Genomic DNA, 26,413 nt, shown 5'->3' with positions numbered 1-26,413 from the left:
TGGGAGATATGCAAATGTGCGTAGCCTTGGTGTTCAAGGTCGCACATAAGCACGTTTTTGTAATATTTATCAATTAAGTAAAGAGTAAATGTGTGAATGTGCAGATTCGTGTAACAAATAAAGGTTACATGTCATTTGCACATCTGCACATTCTCACATTTGCACATCAATAATGCACTCAACGCATTATTCCGCTTCCTTTGCCGCGATAGCCTGGTTAGCCGTGATGGCAATCATCTTGTACACATCATCGACAGAACAACCACGTGAAAGGTCATTCACCGGACGGGCAATACCTTGAAGGATAGGGCCAATGGCTGTGGCGTGACCAAGACGCTGCACAAGTTTGTAGCCAATGTTACCAACCTCGAGCGATGGAACTACCAGCACGTTAGCCTTGCCTGCTATTTCGCTGCCCGGAGCCTTTGAAGCACCTACCGAAGGTACGAGAGCAGCATCTGCCTGCAATTCGCCATCGATTTTGAGTGTGGGATCAAGTTCTTTGGCTATGCCGAGGGCCTCAACCACCTTGTCAACAACCTCGTGTTTGGCCGAACCCTTAGTAGAAAAGCTGAGCATGGCCACACGCGGGTCTATGCCGGCCACAGCCTTAGCGGTGCGGGCGGTACAAACAGCAATCTGGGCCAACTGGTTGGCATCGGGCACGGGGGTAACGGCCACGTCGCCCATTACAAGCACGCCGTTGTCGCCACACTCGGGAGCATGGGTGAGGAGCAACATGGCACCGCTCACGCAAGTAATGCCCGGAGCTGTCTTGATAATCTGCAAGGCAGGACGCAGCACATTGCCTGTCGTGTTGCGTGCACCGGCCAACTGGCCATCAGCATCGCCGCTCTTGATAATCATGCAACCGAAGTAGAGAGGGTCGAGCACCTTTTTACGTGCTTCTTCAATGGTCATGCCCTTCTTCTTGCGCAGTTCGGCAAGGAGTTCGGCGTATTCTTCCTTCTTGGGACTGGTGGCAGGGTCGATGATAGTGGCCTTGTCAATGTTGCCCAAGCCCCACTGCTTGGCCAGCTCATGGATTTCGTCCACATTGCCAAGAATGATGAGGTCTGCCACGCCGTCGGTCAATATTTGGTTGGCGGCTTTAAGTGTACGTTCTTCCGTTCCTTCAGGAAGTACAATGCGCTGCTTGTTTGCTTTGGCACGCGCAATAAGTTGTTCAACGAGTTCCATAAATACTTTTATGTATACTTATTTTATGTTGTGTTGTATTTTGCAATTCTCACTAATCAGCCAACATCTGTTTATATTGTTGCATATCCAATCAGACGCTTGGCCCATGGTGCTTTGCGCTCTTGCAAAGGTAGCGACTTTTATTCTTTTCTTTGCCATATTCACAAAATATTTTGTATAAGTAGGTGTGATTGTGCACGGGCAACGGCGTCGTCAAGCGCGCATTGCCGCTACCTAAAGACCGTTCATAGGACTTTCACGTGCATTCTTTGGCGCATTTTATATTTATTAAGATAATTACCCCCCCCCAATACGGCACTTATTTATAGCTTTGCAAGCGGAAAGTGTACAAGTACTTCCCATGCTTCTATACTCTAACACCGCATGAAAACATTTACTACTCAAATCTAAATATGGATAATAACATTAAACGTTGGATGGGTGCCACAATCTGCTGCTTTATGTTAGGCAGCGGCCAAGGCATTATAGCCCAAAAGGTGGTTTTTCCACAAACTCAGCAGGCCGGTACGGCAAGCATTGCCGTTGACGGCAACGAATATACCTTGAAGAACAACTTGTTAACTGCCAAATTTGTCAAACAAGACGGCTCGCTCTTTTTCAATGGTTGCGAGGAGATGAACCTCAAGGCCGGCACCGAGTTGTTCAAAGTGGTGCTGGGCGACGGCACTACCTTCACTTCCTCACAAATGACACTGCAAAGCGTGGAGGAAGAAGAACTCACTGGCAATGCCGCTGCAGCTAAAGGGTCTGACAGATTCAATGGCAAGGCACTTAAAGCCGTATTCAAAAAGGACAAGCTTAACGTGACATGGCATGCCGTGTTGCGCGATGGTTCACACTATTTGCGCACCACGCTCGAGGTGACGGCTGATGACGATCAGGCTATGCAGTCTATCACCCCAATGATATACAATGTAGACAATGAAGCCGCCAAAACGGTGCCCGTGGTTGTAGGTAACACACGCGGCGCCTTGTTGGCAAGCAACAAAATATTTGCCGGACTTGAGACTCCTATGGGCGTAAACTCTGCCCAGGTGTCGAATGCTGGCATGGATAGTTTTACGCCAACTGGCTGGAACTCATCGTCCTTTAATTGGGAACCTGGCGACGAACTGCCCGAGGATATTCGCAAAAGCGAAATCAAGGTAGACAATAATACAGTGTCGCCCGACGACGTGATGGGTACACGCGGCTATGTTTCATTCCGCAAAGCTGGCACACAAACTTTGACATTCCAGTACACAAGCGGCAACCACCGCCTCGACATTGTGGGCGTAGACGTGGTTGATGGCAATGGCAATGTGCTGGCCAAGGACTACCATGGTGGTTTTACGGGCGGACAGAAGAAAGATAATGTGTACACGCTCGACATACCCAAGGCTGGTGCATACGTGCTGCGTTATTTTGTAGCTGGCACAAAGCGCAGCGATTTTAGCAGCAATGGTACCATCACGTTCAGCGAAAAGATTGGTGTGCCCGTTGTGCTTTACGATTTGGTGGCCGAAAAGACCGAAAAGGCGGAGGCTGCTCAACGCAAGGCCCTGGCTGACGGCACCGAAGCCACAACCACCGAAACACCTGTAATTTACGACCGTTCTGACTGGACAGTGACTGCCGATGGTTGGAACAATGATAATGGCACAGGCAAGGTTGAGGCCATTATCGATGGCAATACTAATACTTACTGGCATTCCGACTACACCAACAACAACCAAGATATGCCGCACTGGTTCATGGTTGACATGAAAAAGGCGCAGAAGGTAGGTGCCGTAGGCATTGTTACACGCCAGGCGGCAGTTGGCGTAAACGGACATATAAAGGATTATGAAATCTGGACAGGTACTGATGCCAATTCGCTGGCCAAACAAACCGAAGGCACTTTGACCTATTCGCTTGACGAGGAGTGGATTAATCTGCCGCAGCAGGTTGATGCTCAATATGTAAAGGTGGTGATCAAGTCTGCACAGAACAGCCGAAAGTTCGCTTGCTGTGCAGAGTTCCGCGTAGCTTCGGCTAATCCTAATGCCGATGTACCTCTCACCACATTCGAAATAGATGAGCCAGTCAGCCGTCAGTGGACTCCCGACAGCTGGACTGTTGTTGAGAGCGACAAAATACCCTATAAGGTGATTGAACAGGACGAGGCTTATCCTAACATCTATGCCAAGACGATGGACGTACACTTTAACGAGGACAAAGGTACGCTCAACGTGGCATTCAACTACCAATCTGGCTCTAACCGCTTGAACATAGTAGGCGTCGATCTGCTTGACGCTTCGGGCAGTGTCGTAACAGCCAATTACCATGCAGGCTTTACGGGTACTGCTAAAAACGAGAACGAATACACCTTGTCAATACCTAACAAGGGCGACTACACCTTGCGTATGATGGTGTCGAAAAAGACCGAAGCCATCACCTCATCGGGCACGATTAAGCTCAGTTACACCAAGATTGACACCTTGCACATGCTGGCACCGACCGAAGTGCCCATGCAGGGATATTGGCGCCGTAACACCACATTAAAGAAAGGCACCACTTGGGAGGTTAGTTCGGTTGTAGGTCTCGTGGCTCCCGGCCAACAACGCCGTTCGTTCCTGGCCTACAGCGAACGCGAACGCGCTGTGCCCTGGCGCCCGTTCACTCTTTACAACTCATGGTATGAACTGAACATCGACCGCAACAATGCCGTGGGAAATAATGGTGTGTATGATGCATCTGACCCCAATAACACGAAGGGTGACTACTCTGCCAACATGACAAGCGACCAATGCGTCAATGTAATGAACCAGTGGAAAACCAAGTTCTACGATGTGTATGGCAAAGCTCCGTACGCCTTTGTATGGGACGATGGCTGGGACGCATACGGCACTTGGACATTCAACTCTAATTTCCCCAACGGATTTACGCCTGAAGATAACCTTGCCAAGCAAATGGGCGTAGGCATTGGTGCCTGGCTCGGTCCGGTGGGCGGTTATGGCGCAAGTGGTACATACCGCCGCAAATACTGGAACGGCCGTGGCGGCATGCAGTTGAGTAACGCTGAATACTACAAGTATTTTGTGAGCTGCTGCACCGACATGATTAACAAGTACGACTTCCGTTTCTTCAAGTTTGACGGCATCAGCGCACAAGGCACTGCCACTGGTCCCGATGCTGGTGACACGGGTATTGAAAATGCCGAGGGTATTATCAGCATTGAGCGCGACGTACGCAAGAGCCGCCCCGACATATTCTTCAACACCACCGTGGGCACATGGGCATCGCCATTCTGGTTCCATTATAGTGATGCGGTATGGCGTCAAGATGCCGACTGCTCGAAGATTGGTAATACAGGCACCGACCGCGAGCAGTGGATTACTTATCGCGACTACATGGTGTACAAAATCTTTATCCAAGATTCACCACTCTGCCCCATCAATACGCTCATGACGCACGGGTTTATTCTGAGCAAACACGGCAAACCTTACACACCGAGCAACTACGATTATGATGGTGCTTTGCGTGAGCTGCGTTGTGCCTTTGGTTGTGGTTCGGGCATGGTAGAATTGTATGCTGACTATGCCCTTATGGACGAAATTAAGGACGCCAGTGGCAAGGCCGGTGCATTGTGGAAAGACTTGTCTGACTGCATGGATTGGCAAAACCGCAACGTGGACGTGCTGCCCGACATTCACTGGGTAGGCGGCAACCCATGGGACGGAAGCAAGGTTAATGTATATGGTTGGGCTGCATGGAATGGTAAGAAGACTACCCTCACCCTGCGTAACCCCGATGTGCAAGAACGTACCTTGACCACAACATTGCGAAAGGTGTTTGACATACCCGAAGCGTTCAAGACAACCATCGCTCTGAACAGCTCGTTTGACGACCAGAAGATTGGTGTTGATGGCGGTTTGAAAGGCATCAACGTGGGTGAACCCATTGACATTGATCAAGAAATCACCTTCCAGTTCCCTGCCTCAAGCGTATTCGTATTTGAGGGTGTTGACAATGGCGACTTCAACTTTGATTCTACCGTGACCGAGATAGGCAAAGTTAACACGCCTTTCGTCAATACTGACGCAACTATCTACGACATGTCGGGACGCCGCATGGCCGCCCCACAAAAAGGACTTCCCAATATCATTGGGGGTAAAAAGGTGCTTAGCAAGTAATATTGCTAGCAAGTAATAATAGGTTTGGTTGGAAAGGGCCTTGGCTCTTTCCAACCTTTTTTGTTGCCTGAAACGTGCTGCAAAAAAACGCAAGCACTAATGGGGGCATTCTATGTTATTGACCAAATTTTTGGCAAGTTTTTTTGTTAAAGGATCTGTTGGATACCGATGTTAGCATACAACTATTGAGCTAGTAGTTGTGGTCGTATGAGGATCCTTTGATACGTCCATATCTGAATAGATTTTGGAGTCACGTACCATTGCAACAAGAATCTTGAGCATTTTGTTCTTGCAATTGTTAAGTACTATACCGATCGCTTTCCCTCGTGCCATAAGCCTATCATGATAAGCTTTTATGCGTGAGTTATACCTAATTGCACAAAGCGTGGCTTCGGTCAAAAGCGCTTTCAGCCAAGAGTTGCATTTGGGGCTTACATGTGTACCTCTCCTGACGGAAGTACCAGATTCGTTCTTAAAGGGAACAACCCCCCAATATGTAGCAATCTTGCGGTGGTTAAAGTTGAACTTGGTGAAGTTGTCTGTATAGACTATGAGCGCGACTGCATTAATCAAACCGATACCTTTCATGGAAGTCAGGATATTGAAGTTTTTTGCGTATTCAGAGCAGCTCATGACAACATCGAGAATCATTCGCTCAAGTTCCTTGAGTTCTTTCCGTAAGGATTCTTCTAGGCGTTTGAAAAACTCGTTTATGCTACTTGCTATGTTGGAGTCCTGCAGCATTAAAGGATTCTCCTTTGTGTTAGTAATTTCCGCTTTTAAGAAGGATTTGAGTCTATCTCGCTTAGCAAGGAGTGTCTTAAGTACACGCGTTTCGTCCTTGGGACGTACGTAAGGTTTCATCTTATCATAGAAACGTGCAGCGTAAGAGGCAATACGCAGAGAGTCTGTCTTGTCGTCTTTCCCTCTTACATCACCCATGCCACGTACGATATTCATGCTATGCTCAATCCATATGATAAAGCCACGATCTGTCAATTCATCACTGAAGAGTGTGCTATATGTACCAGTGTTTTCACCACAGAAGATGATTTCTCCGTCTTGTGCAACCTTTGACTTGGCCCAAGCAATCAGTCCATCAACTCCTTTCAGGTTGTTTCTAAACTTCTTGTACGCAATGAGAGTTTCTGGTTGTTCTTTCTGTACGATACTAGCATCTACTGTTTCTTTGGAAAAATCGATTCCAATAATGAACTTTTTCATATCTTTGTATGGTTTTTTAAAGGTAGCGAAAGCTGTGATGACTGCCACTCTAACTATTTTTATGAGCATTCTATTTAGTCTTTGCAGCTTGGTTGGGAGGGGTCTTAATGCCCCCAATAGTCTCTACGGACTGGCGACGGTGTATTTTTCCTCCCAACCAGCTATTCCTTTACTTTACTACGACAAAAGTAATAGAAAAAGCTTCTAACTACAAAGTCTTATTTAACAATGTTTACAGGTTAGCGGCTGCGCCGCTTAACTGCTGCAAACTTAGAGCGACGCGTCCCGCGTCGGAATAATTAAAAGGAAAGATACACTAAATAATAGCTGAATATTTTCCCGACGCGGGACGCGTCGCCCCCATTAGTGCTTGCGTTTGGTGCTTGAGTCTGCGAGCACGGCGTCAGCCTTATGTATCTTACAGGCAGGGCTGGTCGCCCTGCCTCTACTTATGTAAAAAATCACGGCGTCAGCCTTATGTCACTTATGTAGCTTATGTACTTATGTCTACCGCGGTAAGCGGCGCAAGGGCGGATAGCCCTTGAAAACACAGAACGAGGTTCATTACCCACAATGTCATTTACCCCATCAACCGGACGGTACATTAGCTAAGTCAAGAACTGCATATTTTCCCGACGCGAGACGCGTCGCCCCCATTAGTGCTTGAGTTTGGTGCTTGAGTCCGTTCGCATGTTTATGTTTTACTGAACAACAATCATTTTAATTAACAGATTGCATCATTGCAAAATTAGTTGTATCTGTCATGCACAGTAATCAAAAATTGTAGTTATTACAATTCGGTTAATAAAAGTAGCAGAAATGTTGCAGTTATTGTACTTTTTGCACTACCTTTGCACAAGGTAAGGCCGCGGTTCGGCATAATATTCAAACAAGGTTTGACATTCTGCACTCACCTTGCACTACCTTTGCAGAAGGTAAGGCCGCGGTTCGGCAAAATATTCAAACAAAGTTTGACATTCTGCACTCACCTTGCACTACCTTGCCACACAAGAACAAGCTTACAAGACTATAGCAAGCTTTTATTATCTACAACGACTCTACTTTTTGAAAAGAAACAATTTTGGACAACGTGCCTACACCATGCAACAAGCTCAAGGAAAAGACATTGAGACAACTGCGGGGTGTAGCCAATGTTCAATTTACTTTTAACTCTAAACCCTATAAACAAATGAACTTCATCGAAGGACCTTGGACTGAGCAAATCAACGTGACCGACTTCGTAAAGCGCAACATTACTCCCTACGAGGGTGATGCCTCTTTCTTGGTTGGCCCCACTGAACGCACACGCAAATTGTGGAACATCTGCTTGCAGGCACTTGAGGAAGAACGTGCCAACGGCGGTGTACGCTCACTCGACCCCGACACTGTGTCTACCATCAGCTCGCACAAGGCTGGCTATATTGATAAGGAAAACGAGCTGATTGTCGGTTTGCAAACTGACGAACTGCTCAAGCGTGCCATCAAGCCCTTTGGCGGCATCAAGGTGGTAGAAAAGGCTTGTGCACAACAGGGACACCCCGTTAACGAACACGTGAAGGACATCTTTACACACTACCGCAAGACACACAACGATGGCGTGTTTGACGTGTACACCGAAGAGATCCGCCGTTTCCGTTCACTGGGTTTCCTCACCGGTTTGCCCGACAACTATGCCCGCGGCCGCATCATTGGCGACTACCGTCGTCTGGCTGTATACGGCATTGACCGCTTGATCGAGGCTAAAGAAGCTGACAAGAAAGCCATCGGCAGCCCCATGACCGACGACCGTATCCGTCTGCGCGAGGAGGTGGCCGAACAAATTAAGGCATTGAAGGAAATGAAGGTGATGGGCGAGTACTATGGCCTTGAACTTGGTCGCCCTGCACAAAACGCCCAGGAGGCTGTACAGTGGGTGTACATGGCATACCTCGCTGCTGTTAAGGAACAGGACGGTGCCGCCATGTCACTTGGCAATGTGTCATCATTCCTCGACATCTACATTGAGCACGACCTGAAGCACAACCTCATCGACGAGACTTTTGCACAGGAACTCATCGACCAGTTCGTTATGAAACTGCGCATGGTACGTCACTTGCGTATGGACGCCTACAACGAGATTTTTGCCGGCGACCCCACTTGGGTGACCGAATCACTTGGCGGCCGCTTCAACGACGGTACGCTCAAGGTTACCAAGACCTCGTTCCGTTTCTTGCAGACTCTCTACAACCTCGGCCCCTCACCCGAACCCAACTTGACAGTGCTCTGGAGCCCCGAGCTGCCCGAAGGCTGGAAGGAATTCTGCGCCAAGGTGAGCGTTGACACATCATCTATCCAGTACGAAAACGACACACTCATGCGCGAGGTGCGCGGCGAGGACGACTATGGTATTGCATGCTGCGTATCATACCAGGCCATCGGCAAGCAAATCCAATTCTTCGGCGCACGCTGCAACCTGGCCAAAGCCCTGTTGCTGGCCATCAACGGCGGCCGTTGCGAAAAGACTGGCACTGTCATGCTCGAAGGCATTCCCACACTCACCTCTGACGTGCTCAACTACGACGAGGTGCTCAAAAACTACAAGTTGGTGCTCAAGCAGATTGCACGCATTTACAATGATGCCATGAACATCATTCACTACATGCACGACAAGTACTACTACGAAAAGGCACAAATGGCACTCATCGACACCAACCCTGCCATCAACATTGCCTACGGTGCTGCCGGCTTGTCTATTGCCATCGACTCTTTGTCAGCCATCAAGCATGCCAAGGTTACTGCCAAGCGCAACGACATCGGCCTGACCGAAGGCTTCGACATCGAAGGTGAGTTCCCCTGCTTCGGCAACAACGACGACCGTGTTGACCACCTTGGTGTTGACTTGGTTTACTACTTCGACGAGGAGCTCAAGAAGCTGCCTGTTTACAAGAATGCCCAGCCCACACTCTCATTGCTCACCATCACTTCAAACGTGATGTATGGCAAGAAGACTGGTGCAACTCCCGACGGCCGCGAGTCTGGCGTAGCCTTTGCACCGGGTGCCAACCCCATGCACGGACGCGACAAGAGCGGTGCCGTAGCCTCATTGGCCTCAGTTGCCAAACTGCGCTACCGCGACTCTCAGGACGGTATTTCAAACACCTTCAGCATCGTGCCGCAGAGCCTTGGCCGCACTCCCGAGGAGCGCGTTGAGAACCTCGTAACCATGATGGACGGCTACTTTACAAAGGGCGCACACCACTTGAATGTGAACGTGCTCAACCGCGAAATGCTTGAAGATGCCATGGAGCACCCCGAAAAGTACCCGCAGCTCACTATCCGTGTGAGCGGTTACGCCGTAAACTTTGTCAAGCTCTCACGCGAGCACCAGCTCGAAGTTATCTCTCGTTCGTTCCACGAACGCATGTAATAACAACACGAACGCATGTAATGACATGAGGCGTGTTGTGTAACGCCCCGCTTGTGTTGCACAATGCCGCCTCTCTTACCACTCACATATTAGCGCCTGTGGCCTCACATAGCCACAGGTGCTATTTTTTTGACATCGTGCGTCACCCAAATCTCAAGCACCAAACGCTACCTCTAATGGGGGCGACGCGTCTCGCGTCGGAAAAGATACAGCTATTATTTAGTAGAGTTCGTATCATCCCTCCTTTCTCTATCCCGACGCGAGACGCGTCGCCCCCATTAGTGCTTGCGTTTTATGCAACAAAACCAGTCTCATTTTTGATGCCGATTTTGAACACCCTACCTGTAAGGGCAAAAGCATTACAATGTGCTTTGGAGTTTTACCGTACAGTTCCCTTTGCCAGAATGGCAAACAAGTTGAGATAATAACAAAGATGATATTTGAACTTTGTTATATAGAAGCAATAATTGGGTATATATATCTTCCGACTTTGGTGCTTTTAAGGGCTGTTCGCCTGGTTGCGCCATTGCACTTCGAGTGTGCGGTCAAGCACATTATAGCTAATGTCGTACAGTTCGTCCATAAGCGTAATGGCCTGTTCTGTCAACCCGCAGCTTGTGGGGTTGCCAGTTGTTTGCGGTGCGCAGTCCGTGTCGTTGCCCATGCGTTTTTGCGGCTGGGGCGTTTCAGCGTTTTTAGTTTGTGGTTCCGGGGTATGTCCGATAGCGTCTATCAATTTGTCAACGACACGTTTCACAATGGCATCGGCATAGCGCAACAATCTGTTAAGCATTCGTTTCATGGTAGTCAATACAATTTGGTTTGATATAAAAGTGCTGCAAAGGTAACACCGAGGCATTGCACCCAACAAAAAAAGTGTACAATTTGTACACAAATAATTGCGCCCTCCCCGTCATCCCTCTTGTAAAAGAGAGTGTGTGTTTTTACTGCCATCTTACACTTTTTGTACATAACAAGTTGATAATCAGATATTTCAAGAGTGTAAGATGATTTCAAAGCATCTTACACTCCCCTGCATACATCTTACACACCCCACCCCGCTGCCTCGCAGTCGTTTTGGACGTATGCGGTGGGTTTTACGCCACAGGGACGTAGAAAAATCAGTCGGAGCAACAGACTTTTCTGCTCCCCTATGCCGTGGCATTGTCCTCCCGTGCTTGTGCCGTGTGGCAGTATGTAGGTTGTGTAGGATGCGTGTAGGTGGATTTGGCAGTATCTTACACTGCGTAAAGTGTTGATATCCAATGAGTTGAAGCGTGTTTGTGTAAGATGTAAGATACTCTGCATGTAAAGTTTTGGTAGCATAGTAAAGGCCCCGCAAGCACTAAACGCAAGCACAAAACACTACCAACAAACGCAAGCTCTAATGGGGGCGACGCGTCCCGCGTCATCGGGCATGAAAGCAAAAGCTCACAGACAACACTAATTATGCCCCTGTTTGCGAACCTTTGCCTTCATGCCCGACGCGGGACGCGTCGCCCCCATTAGTGGTAGCGTTTCTTCAAGCACCAAGCGCCACCACTCACATAATTACCGCCAGTGGCCTCACATAGCCACTGGCGCTATATTTGTTTTACACTATCAAACAAAAGCGAGCCAGCCTATGCTTTCCTTATAACCCCACAACGAGGCAACCTCTGGCAGATGCGGTTATCGCATCAGTCAGAGGTTGCCTCGTTGTGGGGTAAAGATAAAAAAACAACAGCAGAGCGCTTCATGCCACCCTGCTGTCTGTTGTTAGTCTTATGCTTTAACGCGGTTAAGGTATGAACCGTCGCGTGTATCAACTTCGATAATTTCGCCTTCGTTGATGAAGAGAGGCACACGCACCTCAACACCTGTTTCAAGCGTTGCAGGCTTAGTAGCGTTGGTTGCAGTATCACCCTTCAAGCCCGGCTCAGTGTATGTAATCTTGAGATGAGTCTTAACAGGCATTTCGGCGAAAAGGATAGTTTCAGTTGAAGCATCGCTTACAACTTCGCATACATCACCTTCCTTCATAAAGTCCACACCTGTGATAAGGTCCTTCTCGATGATTACATCGTCCCAAGTCTCCTGATTGAGGAAGTGGTACTGATCGCCCTCAGCGTATGAGTATTGGTAGGGGCGACGCTCTACGCGCACGTCCTCAAGAGCTTCACCAATGTTGAAACGACGCTCAAGCACACGGCCTGACACTACGTCCTTCAAAGTGGTGCGCATAATGGTGTTACCCTTACCGGGCTTTACATGAAGAAAATCGATGCAGAAGTAGAGCTTGCCGTCAAGGCGAATGCAAGTACCCTTCTTGATGTCTTGTGATTTAATCATTGGAGTAAATGTTGTATTTCGTTTTATCTTATGATTTTGACGGCAAAATTACGACTTTTTTTTGATAAAGCACTTCTTTACGTCACTTAAAATGGCCCGCAATATCTATCTCCATCACTATCACCATCACCCAACATGGCTGGAGCAATTTACAACAAGGCGGTCGAGGAGCAGACGCACAACCGGGCACTGTAGGAGGAGGCATGGTGACATTTGCAGCACAAAAGTACATATTAAGTAGGTGTTCAAAATTATTTTATATAATCAGTAGGTGTCATTTTCACATTGAAAGCACATTCTCGAGGTACATCTGTTCCCTTCGGCCTCGGTCACATAGCCCGCTATGCTCCCTCATCCGAAGGAAACATCTGCACCCCGATAACGCACTTTCAATGTAAAAATAATTTTGAACACCTACTTATCATTTAATTTTATTACCTTTGCCTACATGAAGTACTCATTTATCATACCCGTATTCAACCGCCCCAACGAGGTGGACGAACTTTTGCAAAGCCTTACCACACAAACACTGAAAGATTTTGATGTGTTGGTGGTAGAGGACGGGTCTACCCTACCCTGTCAAGACGTGGTGGCACGCTATGCCAGCCAACTGGCCATACATTATTATAACAAGCCCAACTCTGGCCCAGGACAGACACGCAACTATGGCGTGCAACGCGCCACGGGTGAATATGTACTGATACTCGACTCCGACGTGGTGCTGCCCCCCGGCTATCTGGCCGCAGTCGATGCCGAGCTCACTGCCAACCCATGCGATGCCTTTGGCGGGCCCGACCGTGCCCACAAGGATTTCAGCCCCACACAAAAGGCCATCAACTACGCCATGACATCGTTCTTTACCACAGGCGGCATACGTGGGGGCAAAAAGAAGATGGACAAATTCTACCCGCGCTCATTCAACATGGGCGTGCGCCGCGAGGTATACAATGCGCTCAACGGCTTTAGCGAGATGCGTTTTGGCGAAGACATTGACTTCTCCACCCGCATATTCGAGGGCGGCCACAGTTGCCGTCTGTTCCCCGAGGCATGGGTGTGGCACAAGCGCCGCACAGACCTGAAAAAGTTTTTCAAGCAAGTACACAACTCGGGCATTGCACGCATCAATCTGTCAAAACGCCACCCCGGCACACTCAAGCTGGTACACACTCTGCCGGCCATATTCACAGCCGGTTGTGCCCTGCTTATTGTGCTGGCCGTCATCGCAGCCATTTGTGGCTGTCCACATTGGTGGGTCATGCTGCTGCCCTTTGCACTGTTTGCCATCATCATCTGCGCCGATGCCACACGCGCAGAACGCAGTTTTGGCGTAGGGATTCGTGCCGTGGCAGCTTCCTTTATCCAACTTTGGGGCTATGGCTCAGGCTTTTGGCGCGCATGGTGGCGCCGCTGCGTGTTGGGCAAAGGCGAGTTTGACGCATTCCGAAACAACTTCTACAAATAGATTTTTATCAAGCAGGAGGCTCAAACCTGCATAGCCAGCAGCAACAGGCAACGCAGGAAAAGGGCGCATTTTTAATAATAGGCTCCATCATGCTTCGAGCCTTCTTCGCCGCATAAATCTCCCTTTCACACACTTCTACCCCACTTCATGGCAAAGCTCAACATCACCGATTTGGCCCTTGACGACCGGCCACGCGAAAAGTTCGAGGCACAAGGCGCTTCAGCGCTCTCCACCTCCGAACTATTGGCCATACTCATAGGGTCGGGCAATACAAACGAGAATGCCGTAACACTGATGCAACGCATTTTGGGCGACTGCAACGGAAGTCTCACACTGCTCGGCCGCAAGTCCATTGCCGAATTGTGCCAATACAAAGGCGTAGGGCCAGCCAAAGCCATTACCATACTGGCAGCGTGCGAGGTGGGCAAACGGCGGGCTGCCGAACCCGACCAACGGAAGATTGTTAACAGCGCCAACGACATCTACGCCTATATGCGCCCTATCATGTGCGACCTGCCACACGAGGAGAGTCACATACTGTTGCTCAACCAACGGTTGCAAATATTAGGCTCACGCTTAATGAGCCGCGGCGGCATAACAGGCACTGTAGTTGACATACGCATGGTGTTGAAAGAGGCGCTTCTGGCCAATGCCACTAACATTGCCCTTGCCCACAATCACCCCTCGGGCAATTTACGCCCCAGCCGCGAAGATGACCGACTGACCGACAAGGTAAAACAGGCTGCCAAACTGCTGGACATTACGCTCATCGACCACGTTATTGTGACCAACGATGGCTATTATAGTTACCAGGACGAGGGACGCCTTTAGACTGAACTGAACAAACATAACGACACCCGCTGGTGGATTTCTTGGTTAACAGGGTAACAAGTTTACAAGTCAACAGGTAAGTATGCCATACACTACTTATTATAAGTAAGACTGCTGAGAAGCTGGCAAACTTACCTGTTAACCCGTTAACTTGTCAACTTGTTTACTTGTTTACTAATTCCGCCAACGCATTAACAACACAACTACAAAATATGACACCCGAAGAAAAGCTTAAAATAGAGGAGCGCATTGTCGAAGTGCTCAAAACGGTTTACGACCCCGAAATTCCCGTCGACATCTACAATCTGGGCCTGATATACCGCATCGACCTGCACGACGACGGCATACTCGAGCTTGACATGACACTCACCGCCCCCAACTGCCCCGCAGCCGACTTTATTGTGGAGGACGTGCGCACCAAGCTCGATGGCATAACAGGCATCAAAGACGCCAAGGTAAATTTGGTGTTCGAGCCCGAATGGGACAAGGACATGATGACCGAAGAGGCCAAACTCGAGTTAGGGTTTATGTAACCCCCCAGGGCACGCTTTTGTTTTTCCAACCTGATTTTTACTTATGAGCAACGACACGAAACCACATAACATCTACTTCCTGTCAGACGCACATCTGGGCAGTCTGGCCATTGCACACCCACGCATGCAGGAGCGCCGATTGGTCAATTTCCTCGACAGCATCAAGCACAAGGCCGAGGCCGTCTACCTGTTGGGCGACATCTTCGACTTTTGGTACGAATACAAAACCGCCGTACCCAAGGGCTACACACGCTTGTTAGGAAAAATCAGCGAACTGACCGACCTTGGTGTGGAGGTGCACTTCTTTTATGGCAACCACGACTTGTGGCAGCACGACTATTTTGAAAAAGAATGCGGCATGATACTTCACCCCCACAGCGAGGTGGTTGAACTGCACGGACAAACATTTTATCTGTCACACGGCGACGGACTGGGCACAGACGACAAGAAGTTCAAGTTTCTGCGTGCCATCTTTCACAATGCCACATGCCAGCGCTTGTTCTCGGCTCTGCACCCACGCTGGGGCATGGCCTTTGGCTTGGAATGGGCACGACGCTCACGCCTGAAACGCGAGGACGGAAAAGAGCCACCCTACCAAGGCGAAAACAACGAGTCATTGGTATTATTTGCCAAAGACTATCTCAAAACCCACCCCGACATCAACTACTTCGTGTTTGGCCACCGCCACATCGAGCTCGACCTCATGCTCTCACGAACAAGCCGTCTGCTCATTCTTGGCGATTGGATTACACTATTCTCATACGCCGTGTTTGATGGCGAACACATGTTCATGGAGAATTTTATGGAAGGCGAAACCATCAACTGACCTTCCACACAGCAAAATCAATAAACGGCAAAGAATTTCAGGTTAACGAGTTAACAAGTTGACAGGTTAACAAGTAAGTATGCTATACTCTATTTATTATATTAAAGTCATAATGGTAAGAAGCTTAAAAAGTTTGACAAACTTACCTGTTAACCCGTTAACTTGTCAACTTGTTTACTAATTCCGCCAACGCGTATAAAGAACAAACATAGACATGAAACGCACACTCATCGCACTGATGGCCTGCCTGGCAGCTTTTGTCAACGTTCAGGCACAACTACTATGGAAGGTTACCGGCAACGACCTTGCCAAACCATCATACATAATGGGCACGTACCACCTGGCCAACACCAGTTTCGCCAACTCCGTCAAAGGGTTGCACGACGCCCTCAATGCCTGCGAGCAGGTGTATGGCGAACTCAACATGAGCCAACTCGACACACAAGCCATGCAGGGCATGCAAAGCACCATGATGCTGCCAAAAGGCCAAACACTCGACAGCCTGCTTACTGCCGACCAACTGGCAAGGCTCAATGCTTTTATGACGAAGTTACTGGGCGCAGACCTCAGCAATCCGTTTCTTGAACCCATGAAACAGATGACGCCGGCCGCTCTCAACACACAAATTCAAGTGCTGATGTGCATGAAGCTGGAAGAGGGCTTTAATCCCAACGAACAGTTCGACACATATTTCCAAAACGAAGCAAAAAAGCAAAACAAGGCGGTAGGCGGACTCGAGACGCTCGACTATCAGATGAAAGTGCTGTTCAGCACACCCATGCCACGACAGATTGAGCAGCTCATGTGTCTGGTAGACAACTACGACTACCAAACCGAATTGCTCAAACGCACCATCAAGGCGTTTTATGCCGAGGACATGAATGCGATACAACAAATCTACGAGGAGAAATTGCACAACACTTGCGACATGACGCCTGCCGAGGAGAACGCACTGATTTACACACGCAATGCCAACTGGGCCAAAGCGCTACCCAATATCATGTCACAGCGCAGCACACTGGTTGCCGTAGGCGCAGCCCACCTGCCAGGTCCACGCGGCTTGCTACAACTACTCAAGGACGCCGGTTATACCGTCACCCCTATCAGTAAATAACAGGACTCGGGGTTACAAGTTGACAGGTTAACGGGTTAACGGGTTAACGGGTAAGTTTGTTCTGGCCTATCATATTGTGCTGAAGGTCGGAAAGAATATATTTAACTTACCCGTCAACCTCTCACCCCGTCAGCCCGTCAACTTGTTAACGCGTCAACCGATCACCCCCATACACTCACACAAACATGAACGACTTCTTTCTGCAAGCCAACCACATTGTCAAACGCTATGCTGCCCACACCGCCCTCAACGATGTGAGCATCAGTGTGCCACACGGCAAAGTGTTCGGACTGTTAGGCCCCAATGGTGCGGGCAAGACCACTCTTATACGCATTATCAACCGCATCACAGCACCCGACAGCGGCGAGGTGTTGTTTGACGGCCACACCTTCAGTGCCGATGATGTCATGCGCATTGGCTACCTGCCCGAGGAACGCGGCCTTTACAAAAAGATGAAAGTCGGCGAGCAAGCCATCTATCTGGCCCAGCTCAAAGGCTTACCTAAGAGCGAAGCCATAGTACGCCTCAAAACATGGTTCGAGAAATTCGGCATCATGCCGTGGTGGAACAAAAAGCTCGAAGAACTGTCAAAGGGCATGCAGCAAAAAGTGCAATTTATCATTACCGTGCTGCACGAGCCGCCATTGCTCATATTCGACGAACCATTTTCGGGCTTCGACCCCGTAAATGCCGAAATGCTCAAAAATGAGATATTGGCTCTGCGCGACAAAGGACATACCGTCATATTCAGCACACACAACATGGCCTCGGTTGAAGAGGTGTGCGACGAAATAGCCTTGATCAATCACTCACAAGTAGTGTTGTCGGGCGATGTACACAGCATCAAGGAGCGTTTCCGCACAGGGGTGTACGAAGTCACCTCACGCGACGCCACACTTCACAACACGCCCAACATCTTCACCATCAACGCGCACACACAGCACGCTGGTCTGCACCACTACACACTGAGCAAGACCGCCGATGCCGACAACAGCCAACTGTTTGCTGCCGTGGCCGCACAAATCAGCCCGCGCTCCATCAGCGAGCAAATGCCCACGATGCAAGAGATATTTTTACAGACCGTTCAACCCGCCACACCTCCCGTCCATCATGAATAAATTTCTACTCGTTGTACAGCGTGAGTTTATGACGCGCGTCAAGAAAAAGTCTTTCGTCATTCTCACCATACTCATGCCCTTCATATTCGCAGCATTGGTATTTGTGCCAATTTGGCTGGCAAGCATCAAGGACAACAATCAAAAGACCGTGGCCGTGGCCGACAAAACGGGCAAATATGTGGGACTGTTCAAGAACGACCAAACCTACCGTTTCGTACCCATAGCCAATGCCGACGACCGCACGCTATATGCCGACACCACCAGCTACGAGGCAGTGGTTGACATTCGTGCCGATTTGGCTACCAACCCCAAAGCTGCCACCATCTACTCTCGCAACGAGGTGCCTGCTGGCTTGTTGTCGTATGTTGAGAATGTCATCAACGAGCAAGTGCGCCACGACAAGCTCGAAGCCACAGGCATCACCGGCCTCGACAAAATCATCGACGATGTGCAGAGTCAAATCACCATCAACACCATGAAGCGCAATGCTGATGGCGACACCTCATCGTCAAACACAGCCTTTGCCATTGCTGCCGGTTTTGTGTTCACCTTCCTCATCTACATGTTTGTCATGTCGTATGGCGGCATGGTCATGCAGAGTGTGATGGAGGAGAAAACCAACCGCATAGTCGAACTGATGGTGTCGAGTGTCAAGCCCTTCCAGCTCATGATGGGCAAGATTGTAGGCATCTCGCTCGTCGGCTTTGTACAACTCGCCATTTGGGGCGTCATGTTGGCGGTCATTCTCACCGGTGCCAGCATGGCCTTTGGTGTGTCAAATGCCGACATGATGCAAACATCGAGCATGGCCATGGCCACACCGTCAGCACAAGCCATGAGTGCCGCGCCAAGCGAGACACAAGAGATGCTCACAGCACTGCTCAATCTGCCATACGCCGAATTGGGAGTTTGCTTTGTTCTCTACTTCATTGGCGGCTATCTGCTCTATGCCTCGTTCTTTGCCGCCATTGGCGCATCGGTCAATGAGCAAGAGGACTCATCACAATTCATGATGCCCATTGTCCTCATCATGGTATTTGGCTTGTACGCCGCCATGGGTTCAGCCGAAAACACCAATGGTCCCCTGGCCTTCTGGGCGTCAGTATTCCCCCTTACCTCGCCCATCGTCATGATGGTGCGCATACCCTTCAACGTACCACTTTGGGAGGAGGTACTTTCGCTCGTCATTCTCTACGCCACGGCGTTGTTCTTCATCTGGTGCAGCGCACGCATTTACCGCGTCGGCATCTTGATGTACGGCAAAAAGCCAAGCATCAAGGAGATGATTAAGTGGATGCGGTACAAATAGCGCGCCACATTAGCACATTAGCACAACACATTAACAAACGTATGTTTTCAATTATAATGATAGCCCTTTGCGGCGTCGTAGCCGGATTTGGGTTACGACGTTGGAAAGGATTGCAACACGTCAACAGCACCATTACCATCACCATTTGCTTCATGCTCTTTGTACTCGGACTCTCCGTGGGCGAAAACCGCCTCATCGTCAGCAACCTGTGGAGCTACGGCAGCCAGGCACTACTCATCAGCCTTGCCAGCATATTGGGAAGCGCCATTAGCGGCTGGGCGCTATACAAATATGTCTTAAAGTCAAAACAGGAGGAACGCGCCGCATGAAACAAAGCATTATCGTAATCATGATGTTTGTGCTGGGGTGCATCATTGGCGACATATACGCCCTAAACTGGGACCTTCACAACGTGTCGATGATGATACTCTATGCCCTCATGTTCCAAGTGGGACTGAGCATAGGTTGTAGTCCCAATCTCAAAGCCATATTGCGCAACTTCAAACCCAAAATGCTGCTGTTGCCACTGGCCACCATCAGCGGCACCCTGTTGTTCTCGGCCATCATTAGTGTGGCACTCGTGCAATGGCGCGTGACAGACTGCATGGCTGTGGGCAGCGGCATGGGCTACTATTCACTCTCGTCCATACTCATCACACAGCTCAAAGTGCCTACCCTTGGCCAGCAAGTAGCAGCGGAGCTGGGCACCATTGCACTGTTGGCCAACATCTGTCGCGAAATGACAGCTCTCATCTGCGCCCCGCTCATTCACAAAATATTCGGGCCGCTTGCCACAGTGACTGCTGCGGGGGTTACCTCGGTCGACGTATGCCTGCCGGCCATAACCCGCACGTGTGGCAAGGATATGGTGCCAATAGCCCTTTTCCACGGCATGCTGATAGACATGAGCGTGCCACTGCTCGTACCATTTTTGTGCGAATTGTAAACTGGTTGACGGGGTGACAGGTTAACAGGTTGACGAGTAAGTTTGTCAAGCTCATACAATCTTTAGCACAATAGATATATAGGGCAAACTTACCCGTTAACTCGTCAACCAGTCAACCCGCCAACCAGTCAACCCGCCAATATACAACAGACTTATGAAAAACCCACTTCTTTCCTTACTACTACTTTTTATTTCACTACCGCTGTTCAGCCTCACGCCCATCAAGGTGGCCTGTGTGGGCAACAGTGTGACATTTGGCTACAAACTGCCCGACCGTAAGACGCAAGCCTACCCCGTGCGCCTGCAACAGATGTTGGGCAACGGCTACGATGTGCGCAACTTTGGGCACAGTGGTGCCACGCTGCTCAACAAAGGGCATAACCCCTACATGCAGTTGTCCGAGTTCAAAGACGCCTTGGCCTTCAAACCCGACATGGTGGTAATCCACCTTGGCCTCAACGATACCGACCCACGCGATTGGCCCCAGCATGGCGACGACTTCGTGTCCGACTACCGTGCCCTGATTGACTCATTCCGTGTGGCCAACCCCAAAGCCAAAATCTGGATATGCCTGATGACGCCCATCTTTCACGACCACCCTCGCTTTGACAGCGGCACCAGGTTGTGGCACAGCTACATTCAGCAACGCATACGCCAAATTGCCAGCACCTATAATGTTGGGCTCATCGACCTCTACACGCCCCTGCACAAATTTCCCAACCTATTTCCCGACGCCTTACACCCCGACCCCGAAGGTGCCCACATTCTGGCCCGCACCGTTTACAGCGGCATCACCGGCAACTATGGCGGACTGCAGCTGCCCCCCACCTACGGCAACGGCATGGTCATTCAGCGCCAGCAGCCCATCAATCTGCAAGGCACCGCCAATGCTGGCGAACACATCAGCATCAACTTTCATGGCACAAAAGCCGAGGCCATAGCCAACCAGTTTGGCAAATGGGCCGTCTCACTGCCTGCCGAACAGGCTGGCGGCCCCTACACCCTCAGCATCAAAGCCCCAAGCGGCAAGCACACATTCAATGATGTTTGGGTGGGTGAGGTATGGCTTTGCTCCGGACAGTCAAACATGGAGCTTGTCGTACCCCGCACAAGCACGGCCAAAGCCGACCTGGCCGCCGCCGACACTTGCTCGCTTCTGCACCTGTACAACATGGCAAGCATCGTACCTACCTACAACATGGCTTGGGACTCTGCACGACTTGACTCTGTCAACAAACTGCTTTACATACAACCTGGACATTGGGAACGCTCCAACGCACAACTTGTGCGCAATTTCTCGTCAATAGCCTACAACTACGGGCGCATATTGGCCTACAACCTGGGGTGCCATGTGGGCATTATCTCGAATGCGGTGGGCGGTTCGGGCTGCGAGGACTGGATTGACCGCAGCACACTCGAGGAGGATTTCCCTGCCATATTGCGCAACTGGAAACAGAACGACAACATCATGCGCTGGGTGCGCGAACGCGCCACTACCAACACGAGCAAGGCAACATCTGCACTGCAGCGTCACCCCTACGAGCCGGCCTATTTGTTTGAGAGTGGCATATTGCCACTGCAAGGCTACGGGCTGCGCGGTGTATTGTGGTACCAGGGCGAGTCGAACGCCGACAATGTAGAGGTGCACGAACGCCTTTTCCCATTGTTAGAAAAGAGCTGGCGCAAATTTTTCGGCCGCACCGACCTCCCCTTCTACTTCGTGCAACTCTCGTCAATCGGCACACGCCCCTCGTGGCCATACTTCCGCGACAGCCAGCGCCGCATGTCCGAAACCCTGCCCCACACCTACATGGCAGTAAGTTCCGACTTGGGCGATTCGCTCGATGTGCACCCCACACGTAAATTTGAAGTGGCACAGCGCCTGGCATTGTCTGCACTCTGCCACACCTACAACTACCACCTTACCGGCAGCGGCCCACGCTATCTGTCGTTTACAGCCAACGGCAGCCAGGCCACACTGCGCTTTGCCGATGCCGAAAACATGCACCCCGCCAACGGCACTACACTCATGGGGTTTGAAGTTGCCGGTGCCGATGGCATCTACCACAAGGCCAAGGCCAAACCACAGGGCGAGGAGTGCATCGTGCTAAACTGCCCCGAGGTGAAACAAATCAAAGCCGTGCGCTATGGTTGGCAACCTTTCACACGCGCCAATCTTGTAAATGACGCAGGGTTGCCGGCCTCTACATTCCGCGACGAGCAATTTTGAGGTGTGTGGGGTAAAGAACTGTTGTGCCAAAGCATTACGCTCTAATGGGGACGAGGCTGCTAAGAAATGCCTTGAACGCGGGACGAGGCTGCTGAAAATATCCCGACGCGGGACGCGTCGCCCCCATTAGTGTTAGCGTTTGATGCTTGAGTTTGTTCGCATTTTTACGTTTTACCAAGCAACAATAATAAAAAGACAAAGTGCAGACAAAATGCTTTGAAAAGATGTGGTGTGCTGTATGCACTCCCATCTTCCATTGCATTTTGTCTGCACTCGTTTACACCGTGCCGTTAGTAACAGCTATACAAATAACCGCCGCATCAAAAGTGTACAACCAATTCGGCCACCACCTTGTCACGCTCTGAGGTCTTTGCCAACGAGATGTCATCATAGAAATACTTCTCGTAGTTCAGTCTGATGTCGGCATTCATCTTTTTGGCCATGCTCAAGGTGATGCCGCCTGTCACGCGGTGACGGTGCGCATCAGTCAGTTTTAGTTTACCCTCATCAGTCAGTGTGCCGTCTGAATGGTTGTCCATCATGTCGTAGCGACAGAGGAAACTCATCTTGCGGAACACCTTTGGCAATGGCTGGTCGTAGCACACAAAGGCATCGAAAGCGTTCACATCGTTAAAAGCCTTATGCTCATAATGCTTGCACAGATATTCTGCCTCGAGCATGAAACGCCCGCTTTGCAGCGTGGCGCCGCCGTCGTACAAATACGTTTTGATGCCGTTGGGTGATATCTTTTGCACCGAGGCTTGCAGCGTCAGGCCGAACGGCAAGGTATACTGTGCCTTGGCCGAGAAGTTAAACTCCTTTGTCCAATAATTCTTTTGGTTGGTCAGTCCCGAACCGTTAAAGGCTCCTACCTCAACAACCAATGGCACATTGGGCAACGTGTAACCCACATAAAAACCCACATCGCGCACATTGCCCACCTGCTTGGCTATGAAAGAGCGGTTGGCAAAATACTGTTTGTGCGGTGAGCGGTGCGCATCAATGCTGAAGGGCACACGCATCTGTCCGATGCGCAAATCGAGCCCCTGGCAAGGCAACACGCCTGCATAAGCATCGAGCATCTTGATTTGCCCCTCATCGGAGAGGTCAATCTCAGCCTTGTAATCAACCATTGGGGTAATGAAGCCATCCAGGGCCACACGTGCGGTGCGCACCTCAAAGCGACTTTCCTTTTCGTTGGTTTGATATTCCACCTTGCCGCGTATCGTTCCGCTCACGTGCGGCAGCCACGATTTGCGGCCCACTTTGGTTGAGTCTGTTTGAGCCGCCATGCCCACTGTCATGACACAGGCTGCGGCCAGGAGTTGTAAGCGTTTCATATATACGTTATGCCTTGATATTTGTCATTTCGCGATAAGCTTTGCCACTCTCAATCATTTGTCGGAGTTCGACCATGATTTGCTGCATTTCCTGTCCAAGGTGTAACATGAGCGTGAGCGAGTTAAGATTGTAGCCTTCGGTCTGCATGGCCACACCCACATATTCGTTGTAGGCACAAGCCTCTGCCTCGAGTTTATTGCACTGCGGCACAAGGGCATCGTTATCACCGCCACGCTGGTTGCGCAGGTTGTCAGCCACTACGAGCATCAAGTTGGTCACCTCGTTGCGCAGTTTGCAAAAACGCTCAGCCATGATGGCGTCAACCGGGCTGAAGTTGTTATCAACATGCTCGTGAGCTGGTTCGGCTATGCGTATTATGCCATAAAGCATCTGGCGCAGCGAGTTGTGAATGAGGTGGAAATTGGTGCTCAGGCGCACAGCCGACACAGGCGGCTCCACACGACGCAAGCAGATGGTTTCGCGACGGCGCAGGCTCTTCAGTTCGCGCTTGATCTTGGCCAGTCTGCGCAATGCTGTGCGCATGGGGCGTAATTGCTCGGCAAAGAGTCCGTCGGTTGATGTGGTAAGTGCCTCGGCATACTTGTGCAGCATGTCGGCAGTGCTCATACCAATGTGGCGCGAGAGCATGGGCACAATGGCTGTATGGTCGGTGGTGCTGATCATCTGTTGGAAGAGCACATCGCCCTCGGTCACCTCCTTTTGCTTGCGGGCAAAACGCTGCTGGCTGTGAATAATGCTGTAAATGCCAGCTGCTACAATAATGACTACTGCCACCACACCGCCAAAGTTCATGGCCATGGCCACAAGGAAACAAGCGGTGAATGCCACACCTGCGGTGATGAACCAACCACCAATAACGGTGAGCACACCTGTAATGCGGAACACGGCTGTTTCGCGTCCCCAAGCACGGTCGGCCAATGACGAACCCATGGCTACCATGAAGGTGACGAACGTGGTTGACAGGGGCAACTTGAGCGAGGTGCCAAGTGCTATGAGCAACGACGACACAACGAGGTTGACCGAAGCACGGCACATGTCGTATGCGGCCTGATTGTCAACGGCCTCGGCGGGCACTTGAAAACGGCGGTCAATGTAGCGTGCCACACTGGGTGGGGTTACGTTAGCCACGGCATTGCCTATTGAGTTGCCCCAACGCACCAGGCTGCGGGCCACCTTTGACGAGCCAAACATTTCGTCACCCTCGTTTTTGCGCGAGAGACCAACCTCGGTCTCGGTCACCTTGCGTGCCTTCTTTGAGGTGGCAAGGGCAAACACCATGATGGCGCCGGCGGCTACCAGGAAGTAAACGGGGGTGTGGGCCGAACTGCCGAGCGATGTCATCATGAACGAGTCGGGCGAGGCACCAGCGGCGTTGGCCGAGAAGTCGGTGTAGGCGCTAAAACCTGCCAGAGGCACACCAATAAAGTTTACAAGGTCATTGCCTGCAAAGGCTGTGGCCAGGGCAAATGTACCAATCAGCACAATGACGCGGAACACATTGACCTTGAACACATGCAATATCTGCATCACGATGGTGGCAATTACAAACGTCATGCCCAATATGGCCAAGATGTGTTCGTTGAGGAAAGCCTTTACATCGGCATTCATGAAGGAGAGGTCCTTCAAGCCCTTGAACAGCATGAAGTAAAGTATGGCTGTGATGGCTACACCACCGAAAATGCCAATCTTGAAGCGCAGGTTCTTGGTTATGCTGAAGCTGAATATGATACGCGTGATATACTGAATGAGCGAACCGAACACAAAAGCTATTGGCACACTCAGGAATATACCCAATATCACCTCAAGTGCTTTAGAGGTGTTGAGGTAATCGCCCATAAGCAGTGTGCCGTCGCCACCTGCCATTTTGAGCATGGTAAAGGCAAAAGCTGCACCCAACAGTTCGAACACCATCGATACGGTGGTGGAGGTGGGCATACCAAATGAGTTGAAGATGTCGAGCAACACAATGTCGGTTACCATCACCGCCAGGTAGATGTACATCACGTCCTCAAAACTGAAGTACTGCGGTGTAAAGATGCCATGACGCGCAATGTCCATCATGCCATTGCTGAGCACGCAACCGCAGAACACGCCCGTGCCGGCAATAAATACCAGCGAGCGGAACTTGGCAGCCCTCGACCCTATGGCCGAATTCAAAAAGTTCACCGCATCGTTGCTCACACCTACCCAAAGGTCGAACGCGGCAAGAATGAAGAGGAAAATGACCATTCCCAAATACATCCATTCCATACAGATTTGTTGTTTTGTGAATTAAATAGTTATTTCAAGTTTCGGATTTAGCAAGGGCGGGCTGAAAGCCCAATGTTCTTTATAGCCCAGGGCAAG

General features: G+C 50.3%; 19 protein-coding genes. 12 read left to right on the top strand and 7 right to left on the bottom strand.

The features are described 5' to 3' along the window. Positions 1 to 186: 186 nt before the first annotated feature. A complete protein-coding gene (pta, locus tag BQ5453_RS09000) occupies positions 187 to 1,200 on the bottom strand; it encodes a phosphate acetyltransferase (RefSeq protein WP_071122969.1) in 1,014 nt (337 codons plus the stop codon). 413 nt (positions 1,201 to 1,613) lie between these two features. On the opposite strand from pta, the gene BQ5453_RS08995 reads away from it, so the two are divergent. Further along, entirely contained in the window at positions 1,614 to 5,375 is a 3,762-nt protein-coding gene (locus BQ5453_RS08995; RefSeq protein WP_071122968.1) for a discoidin domain-containing protein, read from the top strand. Between the two features lie 171 nt (positions 5,376 to 5,546). Here BQ5453_RS08995 and BQ5453_RS08990 read toward each other — a convergent pair whose 3' ends face one another. Further along, positions 5,547 to 6,599, bottom strand: a complete 1,053-nt coding sequence (locus BQ5453_RS08990) for an IS110 family RNA-guided transposase (protein WP_161942409.1) — start codon at positions 6,597 to 6,599, stop codon at positions 5,547 to 5,549. Between the two features lie 1,189 nt (positions 6,600 to 7,788). On the opposite strand from BQ5453_RS08990, the gene pflB reads away from it, so the two are divergent. Beyond that, complete coding sequence (gene pflB, locus BQ5453_RS08985; protein ID WP_022101335.1) at positions 7,789 to 10,005, top strand: formate C-acetyltransferase; 2,217 nt, start codon at positions 7,789 to 7,791, stop codon at positions 10,003 to 10,005. A 499-nt stretch (positions 10,006 to 10,504) separates the two neighbouring features. Here pflB and BQ5453_RS08980 read toward each other — a convergent pair whose 3' ends face one another. From BQ5453_RS08980 to efp, 3 genes are all read right to left on the bottom strand, one after another. Next, positions 10,505 to 10,807: a hypothetical protein gene (locus BQ5453_RS08980; protein ID WP_143033355.1), complete on the bottom strand. Its 303-nt coding sequence runs from the start codon at positions 10,805 to 10,807 to the stop codon at positions 10,505 to 10,507. Positions 10,808 to 11,049: 242 nt separating this feature from the next. Then, the gene (locus tag BQ5453_RS14160) at positions 11,050 to 11,313 is read right to left on the bottom strand and encodes a hypothetical protein (RefSeq protein WP_143033354.1); all 264 of its coding nucleotides are present in this window, start codon (positions 11,311 to 11,313) and stop codon (positions 11,050 to 11,052) included. 456 nt (positions 11,314 to 11,769) lie between these two features. Then, on the bottom strand, positions 11,770 to 12,336 hold the full coding sequence (gene efp / locus BQ5453_RS08975; RefSeq protein ID WP_022101780.1) for an elongation factor P: 567 nt from the start codon (positions 12,334 to 12,336) through the stop codon (positions 11,770 to 11,772). A 448-nt stretch (positions 12,337 to 12,784) separates the two neighbouring features. Between efp and BQ5453_RS08970 the strand changes: the two genes are divergently transcribed. From BQ5453_RS08970 to BQ5453_RS08925, 10 genes are all read left to right on the top strand, one after another. After that, positions 12,785 to 13,798: a glycosyltransferase family 2 protein gene (locus BQ5453_RS08970; protein WP_071122966.1), complete on the top strand. Its 1,014-nt coding sequence runs from the start codon at positions 12,785 to 12,787 to the stop codon at positions 13,796 to 13,798. A 147-nt stretch (positions 13,799 to 13,945) separates the two neighbouring features. Continuing rightward, a complete protein-coding gene (gene radC, locus BQ5453_RS08965; protein WP_071122965.1) occupies positions 13,946 to 14,629 on the top strand; it encodes a RadC family protein in 684 nt (227 codons plus the stop codon). Between the two features lie 212 nt (positions 14,630 to 14,841). Then, entirely contained in the window at positions 14,842 to 15,162 is a 321-nt protein-coding gene (locus BQ5453_RS08960) for a metal-sulfur cluster assembly factor (RefSeq protein WP_022101777.1), read from the top strand. A gap of 43 nt (positions 15,163 to 15,205) precedes the next feature. Further along, positions 15,206 to 15,988 (top strand): UDP-2,3-diacylglucosamine diphosphatase, encoded by a 783-nt coding sequence (locus BQ5453_RS08955; RefSeq protein ID WP_022101776.1) that lies wholly within the window; start codon positions 15,206 to 15,208, stop codon positions 15,986 to 15,988. A gap of 214 nt (positions 15,989 to 16,202) precedes the next feature. Next, positions 16,203 to 17,102 carry a TraB/GumN family protein gene (locus BQ5453_RS08950; RefSeq protein ID WP_071122964.1) on the top strand — a complete coding sequence of 300 codons (900 nt, stop codon included), beginning with the start codon at positions 16,203 to 16,205 and terminating at the stop codon, positions 17,100 to 17,102. 185 nt (positions 17,103 to 17,287) lie between these two features. Then, complete coding sequence (locus tag BQ5453_RS08945) at positions 17,288 to 18,220, top strand: ABC transporter ATP-binding protein (protein ID WP_071122963.1); 933 nt, start codon at positions 17,288 to 17,290, stop codon at positions 18,218 to 18,220. Next, a complete protein-coding gene (locus BQ5453_RS08940; protein ID WP_071122962.1) occupies positions 18,213 to 19,529 on the top strand; it encodes an ABC transporter permease in 1,317 nt (438 codons plus the stop codon). Before BQ5453_RS08945 ends, BQ5453_RS08940 begins: the two co-directional genes overlap by 8 nt. Before the next feature lie 41 nt (positions 19,530 to 19,570). Beyond that, entirely contained in the window at positions 19,571 to 19,858 is a 288-nt protein-coding gene (locus BQ5453_RS08935; RefSeq protein WP_022101772.1) for a LysO family transporter, read from the top strand. Beyond that, the gene (locus tag BQ5453_RS08930) at positions 19,855 to 20,475 is read left to right on the top strand and encodes a LysO family transporter (protein WP_071122961.1); all 621 of its coding nucleotides are present in this window, start codon (positions 19,855 to 19,857) and stop codon (positions 20,473 to 20,475) included. Before BQ5453_RS08935 ends, BQ5453_RS08930 begins: the two co-directional genes overlap by 4 nt. 154 nt (positions 20,476 to 20,629) lie before the next feature. Further along, a complete protein-coding gene (locus tag BQ5453_RS08925) occupies positions 20,630 to 22,705 on the top strand; it encodes a GDSL-type esterase/lipase family protein (protein ID WP_071122960.1) in 2,076 nt (691 codons plus the stop codon). Between the two features lie 320 nt (positions 22,706 to 23,025). Here BQ5453_RS08925 and BQ5453_RS08920 read toward each other — a convergent pair whose 3' ends face one another. Further along, complete coding sequence (locus tag BQ5453_RS08920; protein WP_071122959.1) at positions 23,026 to 24,045, bottom strand: porin; 1,020 nt, start codon at positions 24,043 to 24,045, stop codon at positions 23,026 to 23,028. 7 nt (positions 24,046 to 24,052) lie between these two features. Next, positions 24,053 to 26,317, bottom strand: a complete 2,265-nt coding sequence (locus tag BQ5453_RS08915) for an inorganic phosphate transporter (protein WP_071122958.1) — start codon at positions 26,315 to 26,317, stop codon at positions 24,053 to 24,055. Between the last annotated feature and the right edge of the window lie 96 nt (positions 26,318 to 26,413).

This window comes from Prevotellamassilia timonensis (assembly GCF_900106785.1).
GTDB lineage: Bacteria > Bacteroidota > Bacteroidia > Bacteroidales > Bacteroidaceae > Alloprevotella > Alloprevotella timonensis.
This window is presented reverse-complemented; position numbering and strand designations above follow the sequence as displayed.